At 55.6% G+C, this 18,288-nt stretch carries 18 protein-coding genes; 5 read left to right on the top strand and 13 right to left on the bottom strand.

Annotated features, from left to right (window positions below; all coding sequences use genetic code 11):
- The first annotated feature begins 96 nt into the window (after positions 1-96).
- The 4 genes from ACHUE7_RS17590 to ACHUE7_RS17575 all read left to right on the top strand — a co-directional run bounded on the left by ACHUE7_RS17590 (position 97) and on the right by ACHUE7_RS17575 (position 4,581).
- Positions 97-1,269, top strand: a complete 1,173-nt coding sequence (locus ACHUE7_RS17590) for a helix-turn-helix transcriptional regulator (RefSeq protein WP_394171189.1) — start codon at positions 97-99, stop codon at positions 1,267-1,269.
- A 213-nt stretch (positions 1,270-1,482) separates the two neighbouring features.
- The gene (locus ACHUE7_RS17585) at positions 1,483-2,682 is read left to right on the top strand and encodes an efflux RND transporter periplasmic adaptor subunit (RefSeq protein WP_394171188.1); all 1,200 of its coding nucleotides are present in this window, start codon (positions 1,483-1,485) and stop codon (positions 2,680-2,682) included.
- A complete protein-coding gene (locus ACHUE7_RS17580) occupies positions 2,679-3,878 on the top strand; it encodes an ABC transporter permease (protein ID WP_394171187.1) in 1,200 nt (399 codons plus the stop codon). The genes ACHUE7_RS17585 and ACHUE7_RS17580 overlap by 4 nt, the downstream gene beginning before the upstream one ends.
- On the top strand, positions 3,871-4,581 hold the full coding sequence (locus tag ACHUE7_RS17575; RefSeq protein ID WP_394171186.1) for an ABC transporter ATP-binding protein: 711 nt from the start codon (positions 3,871-3,873) through the stop codon (positions 4,579-4,581). Before ACHUE7_RS17580 ends, ACHUE7_RS17575 begins: the two co-directional genes overlap by 8 nt.
- Here ACHUE7_RS17575 and ACHUE7_RS17570 read toward each other — a convergent pair.
- The 12 genes from ACHUE7_RS17570 to ACHUE7_RS17515 all read right to left on the bottom strand — a co-directional run bounded on the left by ACHUE7_RS17570 (position 4,544) and on the right by ACHUE7_RS17515 (position 15,684).
- Positions 4,544-6,997 (bottom strand): endonuclease/exonuclease/phosphatase family protein, encoded by a 2,454-nt coding sequence (locus ACHUE7_RS17570; protein WP_394171185.1) that lies wholly within the window; start codon positions 6,995-6,997, stop codon positions 4,544-4,546. The genes ACHUE7_RS17575 and ACHUE7_RS17570 overlap by 38 nt on opposite strands.
- 67 nt (positions 6,998-7,064) lie before the next feature.
- Positions 7,065-7,817, bottom strand: coding sequence for a TVP38/TMEM64 family protein (locus ACHUE7_RS17565; protein ID WP_394171183.1), 753 nt, complete (start codon positions 7,815-7,817; stop codon positions 7,065-7,067).
- 413 nt (positions 7,818-8,230) lie between these two features.
- Positions 8,231-9,139 carry a F0F1 ATP synthase subunit gamma gene (locus ACHUE7_RS17560; RefSeq protein ID WP_394171182.1) on the bottom strand — a complete coding sequence of 303 codons (909 nt, stop codon included), beginning with the start codon at positions 9,137-9,139 and terminating at the stop codon, positions 8,231-8,233.
- Positions 9,140-9,156: 17 nt separating this feature from the next.
- Complete coding sequence (locus ACHUE7_RS17555; protein WP_394171181.1) at positions 9,157-10,743, bottom strand: alternate F1F0 ATPase, F1 subunit alpha; 1,587 nt, start codon at positions 10,741-10,743, stop codon at positions 9,157-9,159.
- Positions 10,744-10,780: 37 nt separating this feature from the next.
- Complete coding sequence (locus tag ACHUE7_RS17550) at positions 10,781-11,659, bottom strand: F0F1 ATP synthase subunit delta (RefSeq protein ID WP_394171180.1); 879 nt, start codon at positions 11,657-11,659, stop codon at positions 10,781-10,783.
- 3 nt (positions 11,660-11,662) lie between these two features.
- Positions 11,663-11,950 (bottom strand): F0F1 ATP synthase subunit C, encoded by a 288-nt coding sequence (locus tag ACHUE7_RS17545; protein ID WP_394171179.1) that lies wholly within the window; start codon positions 11,948-11,950, stop codon positions 11,663-11,665.
- A 26-nt stretch (positions 11,951-11,976) separates the two neighbouring features.
- Positions 11,977-12,669, bottom strand: a complete 693-nt coding sequence (locus ACHUE7_RS17540) for a F0F1 ATP synthase subunit A (RefSeq protein WP_394171178.1) — start codon at positions 12,667-12,669, stop codon at positions 11,977-11,979.
- Entirely contained in the window at positions 12,653-13,024 is a 372-nt protein-coding gene (locus tag ACHUE7_RS17535) for an N-ATPase subunit AtpR (protein ID WP_394171177.1), read from the bottom strand. The genes ACHUE7_RS17540 and ACHUE7_RS17535 overlap by 17 nt, the downstream gene beginning before the upstream one ends.
- On the bottom strand, positions 13,021-13,329 hold the full coding sequence (locus ACHUE7_RS17530; protein WP_394171176.1) for an AtpZ/AtpI family protein: 309 nt from the start codon (positions 13,327-13,329) through the stop codon (positions 13,021-13,023). Before ACHUE7_RS17530 ends, ACHUE7_RS17535 begins: the two co-directional genes overlap by 4 nt.
- The gene (locus ACHUE7_RS17525) at positions 13,319-13,744 is read right to left on the bottom strand and encodes a F0F1 ATP synthase subunit epsilon (RefSeq protein WP_394171175.1); all 426 of its coding nucleotides are present in this window, start codon (positions 13,742-13,744) and stop codon (positions 13,319-13,321) included. Before ACHUE7_RS17525 ends, ACHUE7_RS17530 begins: the two co-directional genes overlap by 11 nt.
- Positions 13,731-15,185, bottom strand: a complete 1,455-nt coding sequence (gene atpD, locus ACHUE7_RS17520) for a F0F1 ATP synthase subunit beta (RefSeq protein ID WP_394171174.1) — start codon at positions 15,183-15,185, stop codon at positions 13,731-13,733. Before atpD ends, ACHUE7_RS17525 begins: the two co-directional genes overlap by 14 nt.
- A gap of 133 nt (positions 15,186-15,318) precedes the next feature.
- Complete coding sequence (locus ACHUE7_RS17515) at positions 15,319-15,684, bottom strand: winged helix-turn-helix transcriptional regulator (protein WP_348473870.1); 366 nt, start codon at positions 15,682-15,684, stop codon at positions 15,319-15,321.
- 105 nt (positions 15,685-15,789) lie between these two features.
- On the opposite strand from ACHUE7_RS17515, the gene ACHUE7_RS17510 reads away from it, so the two are divergent.
- Entirely contained in the window at positions 15,790-16,914 is a 1,125-nt protein-coding gene (locus ACHUE7_RS17510) for an NADH:flavin oxidoreductase (protein ID WP_394171173.1), read from the top strand.
- A 425-nt stretch (positions 16,915-17,339) separates the two neighbouring features.
- Here ACHUE7_RS17510 and ACHUE7_RS17505 read toward each other — a convergent pair whose 3' ends face one another.
- Positions 17,340-18,254, bottom strand: a complete 915-nt coding sequence (locus ACHUE7_RS17505; RefSeq protein WP_394171172.1) for a LysR family transcriptional regulator — start codon at positions 18,252-18,254, stop codon at positions 17,340-17,342.
- Positions 18,255-18,288: the final 34 nt, after the last annotated feature.

The following is an 18,288-nucleotide window of genomic DNA, read 5'->3' as shown; positions in this document are numbered from 1 at the left end:
CAAAAGTTGAGGGTGCTATTATGGTTTTTCTGCCGCTGTCATCGTCCTTTCCAAGTGAGAAGGACAGGTTTTTGATCAATCTCAAGGGAATGAAGGATGTTTATCGACGGGATGAGCGTTGGTGTAGGGCTGTTGTTTCTATCGCTACTCTATCTGAATCCGGCCTATCACAAACCGAGTAAACTCGTTGCCGGCATCATTGTTATTATGAGTTGGCTGGTATCCGGCACACTCATGCTGGATCAGGGAGGCCTATTCGCGAGGCTGTATATCGCCTCAATCCCCGTCGTCTTTTTTCTGCTGCTACCGATGATCTATTGGTATCAGCAGCTGTTGACCGCCTATGGCACTCAGCCACAACCCGAGAAACGAACGCTCCATTGGATACCCGTTGGTCTGGCTGGCTTGCTCAGCCTATCCATTGGCCTAATGCCGACTGAAGACTTCAACAACATGTTCTTTAACGACCCGGAGCAGCTTTCGGTCTGGGTGGGCATTAATTCCGCAGGGTTTGCCTTTCTTTTGGTCGGGTGGACGATCCTGAGCTTTCTCTACCTTGGTAGAATCGTCATAAATACCAAGGCGTATCACCAGCGATTGAATACCGAGTTTGCGGACCATGAAGGTAAGCGGCTGGACTGGCTTGTCGGCTTTACCGCCCTGCTGGTGGTTACCTGGCTTTATGCACTCATTGTTTTGGGGGCATCCTCCGCTACATCGACGCCGCTTATTAGCGAAACCGCGCTTTCTTTACTGGTCCTTCTGCTTATTTGGATGTTTTGCCTGCAGACATTGAACAGAAGACCTGTTTTTGCCCATATTGAACCGGATCCTGAGCCCGAATTGGACCCCGAATCAGACCTCGGATCAGCAGACGTTTCTGAGCAAAAATACGCCAATTCCTCAATTGACGATGAACGCCTAAAACGCATCGCGGATAAGGTTGAGCGGAAAATGATGGAAGAGAAATCCTATTTGAACCCCGATATCGATGCCTCAACGCTCGCGTCTGAACTTGGCATTTCCGGTCATTACTTATCACAAGTGTTGAGCCGGGAAATGCAGACGACCTTTTACAGTTACATCAATGACGCTCGTATTGAGGCGGCGAAAGAAGCGCTGAAAGCCAGTGAGCAGACTGTTTTGGAAGTCGCATTATCCGTCGGATACAATACCCGTTCATCGTTTTACAATGCGTTTAAGAAGAGAACAGGGATGACGCCAAGTAAGTACAAGACGGTTGCCACTTCAGTGGAGCCTATTAATTAGCTGAATATTTTCAACCGGGTAGGTGATCCATTGAAAGCCTGCCATACCTGCTGCCAGATGCGCGTTGCCATCGCCTCTCCAATACCTGATGCTGCACCTGCTTCCAAAGCCCAGGGGCCATACTGCTCTAATGTAAGGGCGCCTGCTGCTGTGTTGACATTATGATTCCTAAAGCCTGCTAGACTCGAAAAATCCAACCTGGAGAGGGATCCCATGTTACTCAGGGTTTTTATTGGAGTAATAATCGTGGCGTTGGCTGGCGGCGCTGGCTATTGGTATGTCCAGCCTCCGACTGTTGCCGTGGTTCAGCCTGAGTCGGGGCTGGTTATACAGCGGCTGGTGGCGACAGGGCGGGTTTCCAGCGATCAGCGCATCAACCTGGGCTCACTGGTGGTGGGCAGTGTGGCGGTGGTCGAGGTGGATGAAGGCGATGTTGTCCGTGCGGGTCAGACCCTGGTGCGGTTGGATGATGCTGAGGCGCAGGCGTCTGTGCGGCTGGCTGAGGCCTCATTGTCGCAGGCTAAGGCGAGGTTTGACCAGCTCACGCAGGTGGGGCAGCCCGAGGCCGCGATGAATGCGGTACAGGCGGATGCCAATCTTAATCAGGCCCTGCGGGACCTTGAGCGGGCCGGTCAATTGCGTCGCGACGGTTTTCTCTCCGATGCCGATTGGGAGGCCCGTCAGGATGCGGTGGAACTGGACGAAGCGCGGCGACAGAGCGCGCATCAGGAACTCGAGAGCCGTCAGGCGGACGGCAGCGAATACCGGCTACTTGCAGCCCAGGTGGAGGCAGCACAGGCCAGTCTGGACTTGTCGCGGGCGTTGCTGGCGCACACACGTCTTACCGCGCCAATCGACGGCCGGGTGGTGCAGCGCTCGGTCGAGGCGGGTGATGTGGTCCAGCCCGGGTCGGTGCTGCTGTCGCTGACCGGGGTTGAACTCGACCGCATCGAGCTGTCGCTGAACGAGCAGCAAACCAGCCGGGTGGCGTTGAACCAGTCGGCTCTGGTCTCGGTCGATGCCTTTCCCGATCAGACCTTCCCGGCAACCGTCAGTTTCATCGGGCCGCGCATCGACCCTCAGCGTGCCATTCTCTCGGTGCGGTTGCGCATCGCCGACCCTCCGGACTATTTGAAAGCCGATATGACCGCTTCAGTGGATATCAGCATTGCCCGTAGCCCAGCCGCGGTTACGGTGCCGAACCGGGTCATCCTGTACCCCGAGCCTGACCAGCCTGCCGTGCTGGTGCTGCGCGACGGACGGGTTGTGTTGCAACGCGTCGCCTTGGGTTTGATGGGTGATGACCGGGTGGAGATACGCAATGGTGTGTCGGCCGGGGCGCTGGTAGTGACCGAGCCGGATGCCGTCACTCCTGGCCAGCGCGCCAGGCCAACTGCCGAGGCGCAGCCATGAACTTTCAATGGCTGGTAGCGGTACGCTTTCTGCGTCAGGGGCGTTTCCAGAGCATCCTGATCGGCGTCGGGGTGGCCGTGGGGGTGGCCATCATTGTGTTTTTAACGGCGCTGATTGATGGCCTGCAGGTCGGGCTTATCGATAACACACAGGGCACTCAGGCACACATCACCCTCACCCCGAGCGACGAGCAGGCGCGCACCCTGTCAGCCGATGCAGACGGTCTCTATTTAACCCGGCTGCAGCGATCACCGCAGCGACTTGCCACCATCGACCAGTGGCAAGCACTGTTGCCGGTGCTTGCCAGCCAGCCTGGCGTGCGTTCGGTGTCGCCCTTGGTGTCCGGTCCGGCTCTGGCGATTCAGGGTGCGGCTGAGCGCAATGTGACGGTGTTCGGTATCGAGCCGGCCAGCTATCGTCGTCAGATCCCGGTGGCGGACAAACTGGTGGCGGGCGTTTATCAGCTGGGGCCGGATCAGGTACTGATCGGACAGGCCCTGGCAGAGGAGTTGGGGCTGGATGTTGGCGGCCGCTTGCGGCTGGCGACCGGGCGGCGCGACCGGGTATTGTCGGTCGCGGGCATTTTCGATTTGGGGCTTCGCGGCCTGAACCTGAGTACTGTTTACATGCATCTGCGCAGCGCCCAGACCCTGCTGGATCTGCCCGGCGGTGTCTCACGCATTCAATTGCAAGTACAGGAGATCTTCTCGGCCGAAACCATCGCGCTTGAGCTGGAGCGGCAGCACGCGCTGCAAGCCGAAAGCTGGATGGCAGCGAACGGGGAATTACTCACGGGTCTGCGCTCGCAGAGTCTGACGTCCAGTATCATTCGGTTTTTCATTGCCGTCTCGGTCGCGCTCGGGATCGCCAGTGTGCTGGTTGTGTCGGTGGTGCAACGTTCGCCCGAGATTGGCATTCTGCGGGCCACCGGTACGTCACGCCGTCAGGTGATCGGTATCTTTTTGTGGCAGGGCGGGCTGCTGGGGTTTGGGGGGTCTATGCTCGGGCTGCTCAGCGCGGTCGGCATGGTGCTGTTGTTCACCCATCTGCTACAGGTGTTGCCGTTTCCCATACCGCTGACCGCTTCGTTGTTAATCTCGACCGCGGCCCTGGCAACCGGTACCGGGTTGGTCGCGGCTGTGGTGCCCGCTCTGCGGGCTGCCCGGCTGGACCCGGTGGAGGCGATTCGTGGCTGAACCGGTCCTCGCGCTAAGGGGTGTTAGCAAACGCTATCGCATCGGCACGCCCGCTGAAGTGGAGGTGCTGAAGCCCACTGACCTGACGCTGGCCGTAGGTGATTTTGTGGCTCTGATTGGCCCCAGTGGTTCCGGCAAAAGCACTCTGTTGAATCTGATTGGCTTGCTGGACCGGCCCACCCGGGGCACGGTTCGGCTGGATGGACGGGAGACCGGGCCGTTAAGCGACGCTGAACTGACGCGGTTGCGCGGCCAAGCGCTCGGGTTTGTATTTCAGTTCCATCATCTGATCAACGCGTTCAGCGTTGCCGAGAATGTCTGCTTGCCGCTGATGGCCAGGGACAAACGACTGACGCGGGACGCGCTCTCGCGGGCGGAGGTTTTGCTGGACGAGGTCGGCCTTGCCGGGTTCGGTTCACGCTGGCCAGGTGAGTTGTCCGGCGGGCAACAACAACGGGTTGCCGTGGCTCGGGCGTTGATGGCTGATCCGATGCTGGTGCTCGCGGATGAGCCAACCGGGAACCTGGACACCGCCTCGGCCGATGAGATCTTCGATCTGATGCGACGGTTCAACCGTGAGCGCGGCACCACCTTCCTGATTGTCACTCATTCGGTCGAGCTGGCTGAGCGCTGCGACCGGCATGTTTACATTCTGGATGGTCAGGTTAGTGAGCCCGGTCCGGGAAAGAAAAGCCGGGTGTAGCAGCGGCAGCCGGACTGGCCAGCTCATTAATTTTAATATCGGCCACCAGTGGCAAGTGATCAGACGCGACCCGGACCAGCGCTGAACCCGGTATGTCGATCGCCGTTGCCTCCAGGCCATTGCCAATGTAGATGTGGTCAATCCTCACCGCAGGCATCCGCCCGGGAAACGTTCGCCGGGGCCTATGGCCATCGGACGCTTGCTGCGCGTCGCGCAGGTAGGTGTTCAGGGACCGGCATACCGGGCTGGACGGAATGGCATTGAAATCTCCACACAGAATGACCGGCTCCCGGCAGTCCGGGTGGCCCAGCCAATCCGGTCCCAGCAGCGCGTCGATCTGGGCTTGTCGCTCCTGGCTATTGAGACCCAGGTGGGTGTTGAGGATCTGCACCTCACGACCGTGAAACTCGACCGCCACCCAGAGTGCTCCGCGTGGTTCGAGGTTAGGTCTGCTGGCCAGCCCGGGTAGCAGATCGGCTTTGACCAGTCGTTGCGGCAAGTGGGTTAATATCGCGTCACCGTAGCGTTCTTCCTCGATGTGAATGGCCGGGTGAAAATGGACAGCCATCTCCAGCAACTGGGCGATCTGATGCGCCTGATCAACACCGTCGCTCCGTTCACGCCCGACATCCAGTTCCTGCAGCGCCACAACATCGGGCTGGCTGCGGGCAATCACCCGGGCGATTCGCGCCACATCGACTTTACCATCCATACCGACGCAGCTGTGGACGTTGTAGGTCATCACCCTGAGCGTATCGGCGCTTTTGGTACCAGGCTGCCCCTGCCGCATAGGTGGCTTCGGCTTTCGACCGAGATGTGACAAGGCTGCACGACGCAGGTCAATGGGTCTTACGTAGTCCCGGGTGCGCTCAGGCAGAGGCGCGTCCTTCGGCAGAACCGCGAACCCCTGAGTTTCCCGGGGGCTCAGACCTGCGTGGCTGCCATTTTCGTTGGCAAAGGTGATGGGCTCGATGCCGTGACGCCAGCCGAGAATCACCAAATCGCCAGAGTAGGCGTGCTCGCACAGGCGTATCAGGTCTGGCCCCAACTCATCGAGAAAGGGATGGTCGTTCCCGAATAGCGGCCCGGTATCCTCCGGTAATGTGAACTCTCCAACCTCGGTATAGGCGCGCACCTGACCGGGCGACTCAACCGCCAGTACCACCGGAATGCCATGCTTGCTGGCCAGTTCGCGCGCCATAAAGGTTCGTTCCTCTGCGGAACTCGACCAGGAAAAATACAAGTGGCCCACAGGCCCCATAGCCGTGACCAGAGGCTGGTCCTGTTTGCCTACCGGGTCATATCGGTCTATCGGAAACAACCGTTGAACGTGGTGCCCTCCCAGGAGTCGAGCACGCTGAGTTTGATAGCCCCCCGTTGAGACGGGTTGGCTGAGGGGCAAGGTACTGTCCAGCGCTTTGAGCGCCGCGTTATATGCTGCCTCCAAACTGTACCCTTTCACGTGATCGTAGGTTGTCATCCCGCCCTGGCCGTGATCGGAGTAAACCCAGAGTTCGTAGTGTCGCCAATGCGCATGATGCGTCGCGCGCCACAGTCGGGCGATGGCATCGTCAATCCCCTTGAGTGTCCAGTGGGCGAACAGTGAGGTCGGCCCACGGCGATGAGATTGTTCGTCATACCCCAGGAAATTGATGTGGACAGTCGGCAGTCCACGGCTGATGTCAATCTTGCCACCAATCACGCACAACTCGCGCAGCAGAATGGAAATCGCCACTCGAGTCGGCACAAATTTCAATTCCTTCCAAAAGTCGTGACCGCTCAACTGACTCTTGAACAAATCCACCAGCGCCAGAACCGTTTCTACGACCAACAGTGCGCCGACCCGCAACAGGCTGTAGAGATTGGTGAGCAAAAAAACGATCAGAACCAGAGGGTTACCCTTTCGCAAAGAGGGCCCCCAACCCATTGAGGAGGGACAAAAATGAGACTCCCGGGCCCCTCCGGTAAAATTATCGGAATAGGCACTGCCCCCTTTAAGCAGGCCTTCACCGCCTTCACGGACCAGTTTTTTTTCCACCTCAGCGGCTGTGCCTGGCTCAAACATCCGGGCGATGCGCCCACTGGCCGGATCACGGAATGAAAAAGAGGGAACCGCGCACGAAACCCCGTAAAAGAGCTCCGCCTGCACCGCTGGCGTGGTCGACGGTAAACCCGAATAGTGCGTATGCAGCCGGTAGTCTTCCCGGTCCAGTAACTGCTTGAGAAACGGCATTTCTCCCTTGTCGAGCGCTATCTCCAGTTCGGGCCGGCTTAGGCCATCAACCTGAATCATGACCAGCCCGGGTCGAGACCGCGACCCTTTCGATGCCGGCAGGTGCAGTAGCCGGGCCAACCAGAGGCTGCGACTCAGAATTCGGCGCAGTCGGCGAATCCTGACTTCAATAAAGGTGAGCATGGCAATCAGGCATCCTCTTTCGGTATGCCCGTTGCGCGCCGGCAGATCACGCCCGGATACGAGAGATTCATGGTGCTCCCTCCTCTAGGCTTTCAGAACCGGTATACCGGGACAGGGCCCGACGTGCCAGGCGATTCAGATAAATGACGGCAATCAAGGTTGCTACAAAACCGGCACCATAGAGCGACCATTCCAGTGGCGTACGTTCGGTGTTGCGCACGCCCAGAGTAGAAATGTCTGCCGCCAGTGAACCGAGGTAGACATTGTGCAATGAAAACGGCGTAAACCCGATCAGCGTCCCGACGACATAACCGGGGAATGAAAACCGGGTCAGGCCGAAAAAGTAGTTGGACACTTTGCTCGGGAAAAAAGGGATCAGTCGAGTCAGCAGAACAATCTTCCAGCCGTTTGGTGTCATCTCCTGACTGACCAGTTTAAGCTTGGCCTGAGACCGAACAAAATTGGCCGCGTGCCGGCCAAAAAAGTACCGCGCGATCAGAAAGGCAATGGCCGCACCCAGGGTAGAACCGAGCACAACATAAATCGTGCCCTCAACCACCCCGAACACAAACCCGGCCCCCGTGGTGAACAACACACCTGGCACAAGAAACACAACAACCAGTGCCATAACCAGAGTAAAAAGAACCGGCCCCCACAGGCCCTGGGCCTCTACCCAGCGAAGTAACGCCACGATTTGTTCATGCACTCCGAAATAGATCAGCACGGCCAAAACCACACCCACGAACATAATGCTCGCCAGAATGCCCCAGAGCGGCGACATTTTCCGAGGCAAACGATTATTGTTCCTGAGCTCTTCCATGGGTCATCCTTACCGGTGACGGACGGTACCAACGATGGTCTGCCCACCCAGCTTAGGTTGAACCGGCGTATTAGCAAGGTTCAGGATGACCATTCAAAACCGTCGCCGGTAGGCAGAAACCTGCACATGTCTGTTGGCAATGAAGACCGTCTGTATTAACAGACATTGCTGGTTGATGATCACGAAGATCACCGGGTCGAGGTGATTGTCAGGGTTGGGCCAGGTGTGTTGAAACCGTCGTTAAGTTACCAGTGAGGCTCTGGTAACCGTTCATTCAACCGGGGAGTACTATCCACTGCCTTCTGGTGTATGCGACCGCCTTCTGGTGTATGGCAAGTTGGAAGCAGGTCAGTGGTGCCGTCTGCACGGACAAGTGATTCCAGCCCCCAGGGTGGTCCCAGTGAATTCAAGCGCTACGGCTTTGAACCTGCGATAATGTCAAACATCTCCGCATCAATGCTGGACTGGCGCAGGCGATGATAATTTCTGTTGAGCGTGGCCAGCAACTCTTCAATATTTTTGTCAGCTCTTTGCATGGCAGCCAACCGGCTTGCATTCTCGCTGGACAGTGATTCCGCGCTGGCCCGGAATAATGAGACGAATAGGTATTCTCGAATAAGCGCTCTCAGCGTGGCGGTTTTGTTGCCCAGTGGCTGAGGAAGGCTGCTGGTTGGCCATGGGCGACTGGCCAGTTGTTCGCTCCAGGTCTTATCGAGGGGAAGCAGGCGTTGGTGGATGGGGGAATAAATGGGGTTGCTTCCCGGCCTGTGATAGAACAGGTGGAGTTCAGTCGAGATACTGAGTGGTTGTAGCGATTCAATGCCCAGTAGAATTCTGCCAATCAATGTCGTAATCGCCTTTACCGAGCTGGGTACGTCGTAGTGGTCTTGCGTCACTATTTTTGCATCATTGAGCCGTTCATTGAGGCGCTCACCGACGACCCAGACAAGCGGTTGTTGTGGTGTTGGGTTCAGCTGTGGGTGCGACTGCGGTGACACAGGTGAGGCCACAGGTCTTACCGCCAGTGAAGCCAGTGACGTCAGGGCAAAGTCAGCGATCGTTTCGTTAAATTGCCCGACAAGGCCCTGATCGGTTCCAAACACGATTACGCAGGGCGGGGTATGAAAGGGGGGCTGAGCGGTTACCACCGGGCGCAGCTCGGCATCGCGGAAACACACGCCGAGGCCACGCTCTACCGTGGAATAGTAGTCGCCAAGTGCGTTTACGGCCCGTTCATAGTCGCCGATACTCGCGGCGGAAACGGCCTTCATGGTCCGCACGACCGATTGCAGATCATTCGCACTGGTAATCTTGTGTTTCAAGCTCGCTGTGGTGTCGATCAGTGAGGCTCCTGTTTCGGGTCGTCAGCGGTAACGGTGATAAAGTCTGCTAGTGCCTCTGTTGCAACCGCCAGTATTGACTGGCTCTCACCGTCATCAATACCGTCTTCCGTTTCCAGCTTATTGAGTATGGCTTTCGGTATATCCTCGACGGCCTGCAACAGCTGGCTTTCTGCCTCGGGCATGTCACTGAGGGGGATCGAGTCAAACAACCCGGCCTTGACCGACAACAACAGCAGTATTTGTTCGGCAACCGAAACCGGAGAGCACTCAGGCTGCACAAGGCTCATTCTGACCCGTTCGCCGTGTTCAATGATTTTCTGTGTGGCGGCGTCCAGCCGAGCCCCGAAGCGGGAGAATGACTCCAGCTCCTCAAACTGAGCGTAGGTCAACTTAAGGTCACTGGCCACGCCCCGGTAGGCCGCTCTTTGAGCCTTACCACCCACGCGTGAGACGGACTTGCCCACATCGACAGCAGGCAGTATGCCCAGTTCAAAGAGCGATGGAGACAGGTATATCTGACCATCCGTTATGGAAATCAGATTGGTAGGAATATACGCAGAAATATCCTGGGCCTCGGTTTCAATAATGGGCAGCGCTGTCAGTGACCCACCTCCCAGTGTTGCTTTCAAGTGTGTAGAACGTTCCAGCAGCCGAGAATGGAGATAGAAAATGTCACCGGGAAACGCTTCCCGGCCGGGTGGGCGTTTAAGCAACAGGGATAGCTCACGGTAGGCTCTGGCATGCTGGGTCAGGTCGTCGTATACGATCAGTACATCGCGTCCGTCTTCCATAAACGCTTCCGCAATGCTGGTTGCCGCGTAAGGCGCTATATAACTCAGCCCCGGGGGGGTATTACCTTCTGCGACCACGACGACGGTATAGTCCAGGGCGCCCTTTTCGCGAAGCGTTGCAACCACCTTGGCGACCGATGATCCGCGTTGACCAATGGCGCAGTACACGCACAGTACGTTCTTGTCGCGTTGGTTCACGATCGCATCAATGGCGATGGCGGTTTTCCCGGTTTGCCGGTCACCGAGAATAAGTTCTCGCTGCCCACGACCTATGGGGATAAGGGCATCAATGACTTTTATTCCAGTCTGAAGAGGGGTCGCAACCGGAGCACGGTCCATAATAGCAGCCGCAGGCCGTTCAATGGGCAATAGTTTACCGGTGCTGACCGGGCCCAGGTTATCGAGCGGTTCACCCAGGGGGTTAATGACGCGTCCCAGTAGGTGCTCACCAACCGGTATGTTCATGACGTGTCCGCTGCGTCGAACCTCATCGCCTGCCCGCAGATGCCAGTAGTCTCCCAGCAATACGATACCCACCGACTGTTCGTCGATATTAAAAGCAATGCCTTGCAGTCCGTTGGGGAATTCGACCAACTCGTCATAGCCCACATTCGGCAGGCCAGACACAATGGCGATGCCATTTGCGTTGTGTATGATTGTCCCGACCTCTCTCAGACCAAGCTGCATTTGAACATTCAAGCTGGCTTGCCCGAGCTCGTAGAATGTCTGCTCGAACACGGTCTCGAGTGACGGTGGATCCCTATCGTCAGAATCTGCTGCGCTGGCGTTCATGAACGTTGGCTCACATTCTCGTACTCAACACTTAGGGTCATTTTTCTGGGCTCGCACTGTTGTTGCTTGACGTGTCTGCCCATTGGGTTGCTGTATCCGATTGGCTTTTTTGACTCGCCCTGTCCTCAGCCACTGGGGGTTTCTCGTTGACGCTGGCGGCTTTGGCTGGATCACCAACAAGGTTGGACAGAGCGTCGTCCAGAGTATTGAGGTATTCAGAGACACTCCAGCCGATCTTAAATCCGTTCGCCGTCAGTTCGATACCACCAATCAAGTCAGGGCTCTCGAAAAATTTGAGCGAAACATCGGTGTTCAGGATGCTTCCCAGCTCGGAACTGATCGCTTTCTGCTGGTCTTGCGATATTGGACTGCTCGATTTTACGGTGATTTGAGAATCGCTTTTTGAGCCTCTAAGCACGTTCACTTTATCGTCATCCAACTCATGCAACTTGTTAATGAATACAGCGACCATTCTTGATTCTATGTCAGTATCTGCCAGGACTCGTAGCACCTTGCCAGCGGTTGTCACCAGCTCTTTTTGCATACTTTGACGAATAGAGCTGTGTAGCTCAAACATTTGCTCCTGCATTGCCTTCTTCTGGCTAGCGGCGAGTGCTTCTTGTGTCTTATGGGCTTCTTCCAGCAGAACCTGACGTTCCCGGGTGGCGGCCTGTGTTGCCTCCTCCATCAGTTTTTCCCGTTGCTGGTCAAAATCGACATTCTTCTGCTCGAATCTCGATTTTTCCTCAGCCGCGTCCTGACTTGTTTTTTCCGCCCGGGCTAGTTGGTCGGCTATTTTCTTCTCACGGGTGTCTATTGCGTTCAGAATGGGCTGGTAGAGGAATCGCTTCATCAACCACACGAGGATGATGAAGTTGAGCGCTTGGGCACCAACCGTAAACCAGTCGATCAACATGGCCTAGTTTCCCACTGCCTGAGCTTGTGCCAATGCAAAATTCCAGAATGGGTTGGCGAACAGCAATATCATGGAAACGACAAAGCAGTAGATTGCCGTCGATTCAATCATGGCCAGACCCACAAAAAGCGTCCGGGTGATGGTAGCGGAGGCATCCGGCTGTTGTGCCAGTGAGTTCAGTGCGCTGGCAACCGCCTTGCCCTCCGCCAGTGCGGGTGCAAGGGTGCCAAAGCCGGTCGTTAAGCCTGCCATTATGATCGAAGCTACCGCGATTATGACCATGCTTTCCATACGAAATCCTCATGTAAAGAGTACCGTTAAGTCGGGTCTGACTGGTGTTGCCTGCCCGTTCTTTGAGTGGCCGCAGCAATGTAAACGGTCGCTAGAATGCTGAATATGTAGGCCTGCACCATGCCCGTGAGCAACCCGAGAAGCGTCATCACTATTGGAAAAATGAAGGGCGTAATCGTGAGCAGTATGGCAATGATCATGGCACCACTCATCATGTTCCCAAACAAACGCACGGCGAGTGCCAGTGTGCGTGATACCTCGCTGATTAGATTGAACGGCAACATGATGAAAGTAGGCTTGATATAGGATTCAAGGTACCCGCCCAGCCCTTTTTCCCGAATGCCAAAAAATGGGACCACAACAAATACGCAAAGCGCCAGGGCCGTAGTGGTCGATAAAGAGCCAGTGGGCGGTTCGAACCCCGGAATCAGCGTACACAGTGCTGCCGCTGCCACAAAAATGAAGAGGGTTCCAATAAAGCCAAGGTATTGTTTTGGATGTTTGAGGCCGACTTCTTCGATTTGGTTCAGAATGCCAATGACAAGGATTTCAAGCAGATTTTGCCAGCGGGATCTCTGATGTGAGTCCGATAGCCTACGGGTAATCAGAAAAGCGCCCAGTGTCAGAATGAACATTATTAGCCAGGTGAACACCAGTGTGGCGTTAATGTTTACCCATCCAATTTGCCAGAATATGATTTGATCAGGGCTGAGGTGCATGAGGCTCCCCTGCGGTCACAGTCGTGGATTCAGTTGGACGCTCTGTGCTTTTGGATAGTTCTTTTATGGACTCACTTTCCACGATAAGTGGCCTACTACTGAGTGTCCTGATTACGATCCCTGTGATCGAAAAACCTACAAGACAGCTGATCACAAGCTGCCATTGCCCACCGGTAAAGAAATAGAATCCGTAAATAACAAGACCCAGGCGCAGTATTAAGCTGGCAATAAACAGCAGGGCAGGGTGCCTCGACGTCAGGCCCCGGGTTACAGTCAGATAAAGGCCACCATAAAAAAACACCGCCAATACAACCCCTTCTGCTGCTGACAACAGTAAAGGCCAGTTATTGCTCATGATTCATCCTCTGGTGGTTTATGGATTTCCTGCTGCTCTTTGTCGACCCAGTGCCAGGCATTCAGGCACCCCAGGCAGAGTCCGGCAATCAACAGGGCCAATGTGTAAGACCGGCCTTCAGGGTAGTGTGAATCCAGCCAAATGCCCAAAGCGGATCCCAGTAACGTGGGTATTGCGACTGACCAGCCAATCAAACCCATCATGCCCAGGCCAAACCAGACGCCGGGCGAGTCAATCTTCTTTGCCCTGAGCTTTCTGCCAGCCTTGCCTTCGATAACCTTGTGCAGTGGCTTTTCAGTCTTCATGATGAAATGCAGTCAGTCGGCGTATAAAGTTGCTTTCCATTTTTACAAACACTGAATGTACCTGCGCTTCATGTTTGTTTTTTTGCAGAAAGGCCTGTTCTACCGTATCGTAAAGTTGGTCAAGGTCCGGGCCTGAGACCGCCTCTCTGACCGAAACAGTGACCTCGGATCCCGTCTTTACGAGTATGCCGGCGTCCACGGCAATGTACTGTTCCTCCTCGGCACGGGCATTGACTGCATGGCCTTCTGCAGCCTGACATTGATACGTCAATATGCCCGGTACAATGGCGGCGACGCAGTCCAGACGTCTTGGCAACAACCCGAAACTTCCCTGATCCGTCTCGACGACGATACGAGATACCCCGCTAACTTCCCTGAAGATCCCATAAGGCAAGAGCACTCTAAGTGTCATCATGCTCTGTGCCGCTCGTTGCTAGCTCGTTGCTATCGCTGTCATCGTCGCTTTTTTTGTCATCAATCGATACTTCATCGATGGAGCCGATCATATAAAGCGCCCGTTCGGGAACGTCGTTGAATTCATCAGCCAGAATGCGTTCGCAGCCATCAAGGGAGTCTTCAAGCGAGACCAGTTTCCCGGGGTTTCCGGTAAATTGCTGAGTCGTAAAGAATGGCTGGGTAAAAAATCGCTCCAACCGCCGGGCACACCGGACAACCTTGCGATCTTCGGCTGACAGTTGTTCAAGGCCAAGCATTGAAATAATGTCTTTCAATTCTGAGTACTGGGCCAGTGTTCGACGGATTTCCTGGGCCAGATGATAGTGTCGCTCACCCAAAATACCGGGTGTTGCCATCTTGGAATTGGACAGCAGTGGGTCTATCGCGGGGTATAGTCCTTCGCTGGCTCGCTTGCGTGACAATACGATAGAGGCAGACAGGTGTGAGAACGTATGCACGGCTGCCGGATCTGTGAAATCATCAGCGGGGACATAGACGGCCTGAATCGATGTAATTGCCCCGGCCCGGGTGTTGGCGATACGTTCTTCAAAACTGGCCAGTTCGGTAGCCAGGGTTGGCTGATAACCGAGTCTGGATGGCATTTGTCCCATCAATGCAGAGATTTCTGCTCCCGCCTGAATAAACCGGAAGATATTGTCGACCAGCAGAAGGACATCCCTGTGTTCTTCGTCGCGAAAGTACTCCGCCATCGTGAGCGCTACTTGCCCCACCCGAAAGCGATTACCAGGTGGCTCATTCATTTGGCCAAATACCATGACCATGTTGGGCAATACGCCCGCAGCTTCCATTTCCCGATGCAGTTCCTCACCTTCGCGTGAGCGCTCGCCAATGCCACAGAAAATGCTCACACCGTCGTGATGGCCCACCATGTTGTGGATAATTTCTGCCAGAAGTACGGTTTTACCGACACCGGCACCCCCGAACAATCCTGCTTTACCACCCCGCTCAAGGGGGACCAGGACATCGATCACCTTGATACCTGTCACAAAGATTTCGGGTTGGGTCGTGCGACTGTCCAGTGGGGGCGGCGCTTTGTGCACGGACTGCCAGGCGATGTCTTCCAGCGCAGGGCCACCGTCTATGGTATTGCCAAAGACATCAAACATGCGCGATCGAATGTTTTTACCCACAGGTGCCCGCAGCGGGCTTCCGGTATCAGTGACCACCATCCCACGTGCCAGACCCTGTGTTGGGGTAAAGGCAATGCCTCGAACTTTGTGTGCGTCCAGGTGGGTTAGAACTTCGATGATGATCTCGCCGTTACGGGCATTCAGGATGGAAAAAATCGGGGGTAAATGACTGGCAAACTGGATATCCACCACGCTGCCTGCGACTGAGACGACGGTTCCCTGGATGGGTGTATTGACACTGGCGTTCATACACGGCGATTCCCATTCCCTTGTGTGAGTTAGTGTAGTCGATAATTTTAGAAGGGTATGTGCGGTAACCTACGGTCAGTGTTCTTGCCGGAGGTTCAGGCTGCGGCCACGTCTGTCACTTGCCAGTGTCGATTCAGGCGGGCTGACGCTGGTCGAATGCCTGGCGGGCTTTATTCACTTCTGGCAGTTTCTCTATCGTCCAGCAATACAGTGCCTTGTAGGGCTGTAACAGGCTTTGGCCGATGTCTGTTAGTTCATACTGTACCGCTACCGGTGAGCTACTGATGACTTCACGGGTGACAATACCGTTGCGTTCCAGGCGTCTTAAGGTCTGGGTCAGTGACTTTTGGGAAATGCCTTCCAGCAGTCGCTTGATATCGTTGAAGCGACGCGGGTGCTGCTCAAGGACGGTCAGAATCATCATCGTCCACTTGTCGGCAATTTCGGCAAAGAGCACTCGATTTGGGCAATGGGCGGTAAAACACGGATTGTCGGCCACAAGGTTTCCTCAAGGTAACTTGGTGCAATTGAAGTGCCTAATTTACACTAGGTATAAAAAATATACTATGTGCGCCGTTAAACAACCGAACAGGAAATTTTTTTGATGTCTGCTGATTCTATTGATACATCCGTTCTCTTCCAGCCTGTTGAACTGGGCTCTCTGACCCTTAAAAATCGCATTGTAATGGCCCCTATGACGCGCAATATGGCGCCCGAAGGCATTCCCGGCCAAGCCAATGCCGACTACTATCGTCGTCGCGCCGAAGCGGATGTTGGTCTGATTCTGTCGGAAGGCACGGTGATCAACCGACCGGTGTCGCGCAATGAACCGAATATTCCCTTTTTTCACGGCGAACAAGCGCTGGCCGGTTGGAAAACGGTGATCGATGGCGTGCATCAGGCTGGCGGCCGCATGGGTCCGCAAATCTGGCATACCGGCACAGCGCCCAGCGGCAGTGGCTGGACGGCGGAGGGCGAGATGGAAAGCCCGTCCGGTCTGTTCGCTCCGGATAAGCCCGTTGGTAAAACCATGACCGATGCTGATATCGCCGACACCATCGACGCCTTTACTCAAGCCGCAGTAGATGCCAAACGCCTGGGTTTTGATGTGGTTGAAGTGCACGGCGCTCATGGTTATCTGATTGACCAGTTTTTCTGGGCAGGTACCAATCAGCGGACCGACCGCTGGGGTGGCGACACTGTGCTGGCACGTGCCAACTTTGGTGTTGAAGTCATTAAATCGATCCGCCAGGCGGTGGGTGCAGATTTTCCCGTGCTGTTGCGGTTAAGCCAATGGAAACAGCAGGACTACAAAGCCAGGCTGGCGCAGTCACCAGCGGAAATGGAAGCATGGCTCGGAGTTCTGGCCGATGCCGGAGTGGATGTTTTCCATTGCTCGCAACGCCGTTTCTGGGAAGCCGAGTTTCCTGAAGTGGATGGTGAAAACGGATTGAACTTTGCGGGTTGGGCGAAAAAACTGACCGGAAAAACCACCATCAGCGTTGGTTCGGTCGGCCTCGATGGCGATTTCTTCTCTGCCTTTGGCGGTCACAGTTCACAGCGCACGGAGCTGGATCAATTGGTGCAGCGCCTGGAGCGCAAAGAGTTTGATCTGATCGCCGTCGGGCGGGCCTTGCTGGGCGATCCCAACTGGGCGCAGAAAGTGCAGCGTGGCGCGAGTGATGAACTGACCGGGTTCGAACCGGCGCAACTGGCTGAGCTGGTCTAATCTGACCAGCACTCACTGTACCGGTGTTCAGCAACGGCTGACACCGGTTTCAATCCATTTCTGTTGTCTACACTGTTGATACACCCACAAAAGACGACTATCAAGAACAGGCTCCCTAGGGAGCCTCTGAACAACTCCCCCAGGGCTCTGCGCGAGCTAAAACGTTCTGCCACAAGGCGCACTTCGCAGCGCAATGGCCGTAGCCCTTGTCAAGAAGTGCAACGCCGGGGCAGGACGTTTTAGCCGCGCCCTGCGGGTGGTGCGGCATTCCGACTTTCCGAGGAACGCTGCCACTGCGTTGGACTCATTTGAAAGGTCTAGACATTCCTGCATGAGTCCGCCTTGTGGCAACGTCCCTCGGATAAGCCAGAGCCCCGGGGGAGTTATTCAGAGGCTCCCTAGTATTAACTCATTAGCTGGGTGCCTCAGTTCCTGCCAGTTGCTACTGGTTTCATCAAATCCGATACCCAATCGATGAACACCCGCAATTTGGCGCTGATATACCGGTTTTGCGGAAAGGCGACGTACATCGGCATAGGGTCAAGCTGCCAGTCTTCGAACAGGGGTATCAGTTCATTCCTGGCGACCGCCTCATTTGCCATGTAGACCGGTAGTGAGAGAACCCCCAGGCCTGCCATACCTGCAGCCAGATGTGCATTGCCATCGTCGACGGAAATTCGGTTCCGGCCTTGCACCTTTGTAGACTCACCATTCTGTTTCAACACATAGGGCAGTGCCTTACCGATACGTTCCCAGGTAAAGCCGACAACACAGTGATGCGGCCCTGCCAGCTCGTTAGGGTGCACGGGTGTGCCGAACTGCTCCAGATACCCGGGGGACGCATACAGACCGAACGGCAAGCTCCCTACACGGCGCGCTACCAGCGAAAGATCAGCCAGCTCCCCGCCACGCAACACACAGTCCACGCCCTCCCCAACGATATCCACAACCCGGTCGCTGACACCCAGGTCTAGCTGTATGTCGGGATACTGTGCGTAGAACGAAGGCAGGGCGGGTATCAGGATAAAACGAGCCAGCGGGCTGGGTACATCCACACGCAATCGCCCGCTTGGAGCGGTAATTGCACTGGGCAAGTTGGTTTCTGCATCCTCCATATCGGCCAATAGCTTCACCGCTCGTTCGTAGTAGGCCGCACCGTCGGCGGTTACATTGACTTTGCGGGTGGTGCGATTGAGTAGCTTGACGCGCAAGTGCGCCTCTAACTGCTGAACCAATTGAGTGACGCTGGTCTTGTTCATGTGAAGCGTGTCAGCGGCTTTGGTAAAGCTGCCTGTTTCCACCACTCGAATGAAGGCCTGCATGGCATTGAAGCGGTCCATGGGTACTCCGGCTCTATTGGATTGTTTGGATTAT

Origin of the sequence: Saccharospirillum alexandrii, assembly GCF_043641555.1 — a bacterium.
GTDB classification, from domain to species: domain Bacteria; phylum Pseudomonadota; class Gammaproteobacteria; order Pseudomonadales; family Natronospirillaceae; genus Saccharospirillum; species Saccharospirillum alexandrii_A.
This window is presented reverse-complemented; position numbering and strand designations above follow the sequence as displayed.

Coding starts and splice junctions, on each gene's coding strand:
- ACHUE7_RS17565 (WP_394171183.1), bottom strand. CDS start 7,817: ATGGAAGAGCTCAGGAACAATAATCGTTTGCCTCGGAAAATGTCGCCG.
- ACHUE7_RS17590 (WP_394171189.1), top strand. CDS start 97: ATGTTTATCGACGGGATGAGCGTTGGTGTAGGGCTGTTGTTTCTATCG.
- ACHUE7_RS17545 (WP_394171179.1), bottom strand. CDS start 11,950: ATGGAAAGCATGGTCATAATCGCGGTAGCTTCGATCATAATGGCAGGC.
- ACHUE7_RS17550 (WP_394171180.1), bottom strand. CDS start 11,659: ATGTTGATCGACTGGTTTACGGTTGGTGCCCAAGCGCTCAACTTCATC.
- ACHUE7_RS17510 (WP_394171173.1), top strand. CDS start 15,790: ATGTCTGCTGATTCTATTGATACATCCGTTCTCTTCCAGCCTGTTGAA.
- ACHUE7_RS17555 (WP_394171181.1), bottom strand. CDS start 10,743: ATGAACGCCAGCGCAGCAGATTCTGACGATAGGGATCCACCGTCACTC.
- ACHUE7_RS17530 (WP_394171176.1), bottom strand. CDS start 13,329: ATGAAGACTGAAAAGCCACTGCACAAGGTTATCGAAGGCAAGGCTGGC.
- ACHUE7_RS17525 (WP_394171175.1), bottom strand. CDS start 13,744: ATGATGACACTTAGAGTGCTCTTGCCTTATGGGATCTTCAGGGAAGTT.
- ACHUE7_RS17535 (WP_394171177.1), bottom strand. CDS start 13,024: ATGAGCAATAACTGGCCTTTACTGTTGTCAGCAGCAGAAGGGGTTGTA.
- atpD (WP_394171174.1), bottom strand. CDS start 15,185: ATGAACGCCAGTGTCAATACACCCATCCAGGGAACCGTCGTCTCAGTC.
- ACHUE7_RS17580 (WP_394171187.1), top strand. CDS start 2,679: ATGAACTTTCAATGGCTGGTAGCGGTACGCTTTCTGCGTCAGGGGCGT.
- ACHUE7_RS17585 (WP_394171188.1), top strand. CDS start 1,483: ATGTTACTCAGGGTTTTTATTGGAGTAATAATCGTGGCGTTGGCTGGC.
- ACHUE7_RS17505 (WP_394171172.1), bottom strand. CDS start 18,254: ATGGACCGCTTCAATGCCATGCAGGCCTTCATTCGAGTGGTGGAAACA.
- ACHUE7_RS17570 (WP_394171185.1), bottom strand. CDS start 6,997: ATGCTCACCTTTATTGAAGTCAGGATTCGCCGACTGCGCCGAATTCTG.
- ACHUE7_RS17540 (WP_394171178.1), bottom strand. CDS start 12,669: ATGCACCTCAGCCCTGATCAAATCATATTCTGGCAAATTGGATGGGTA.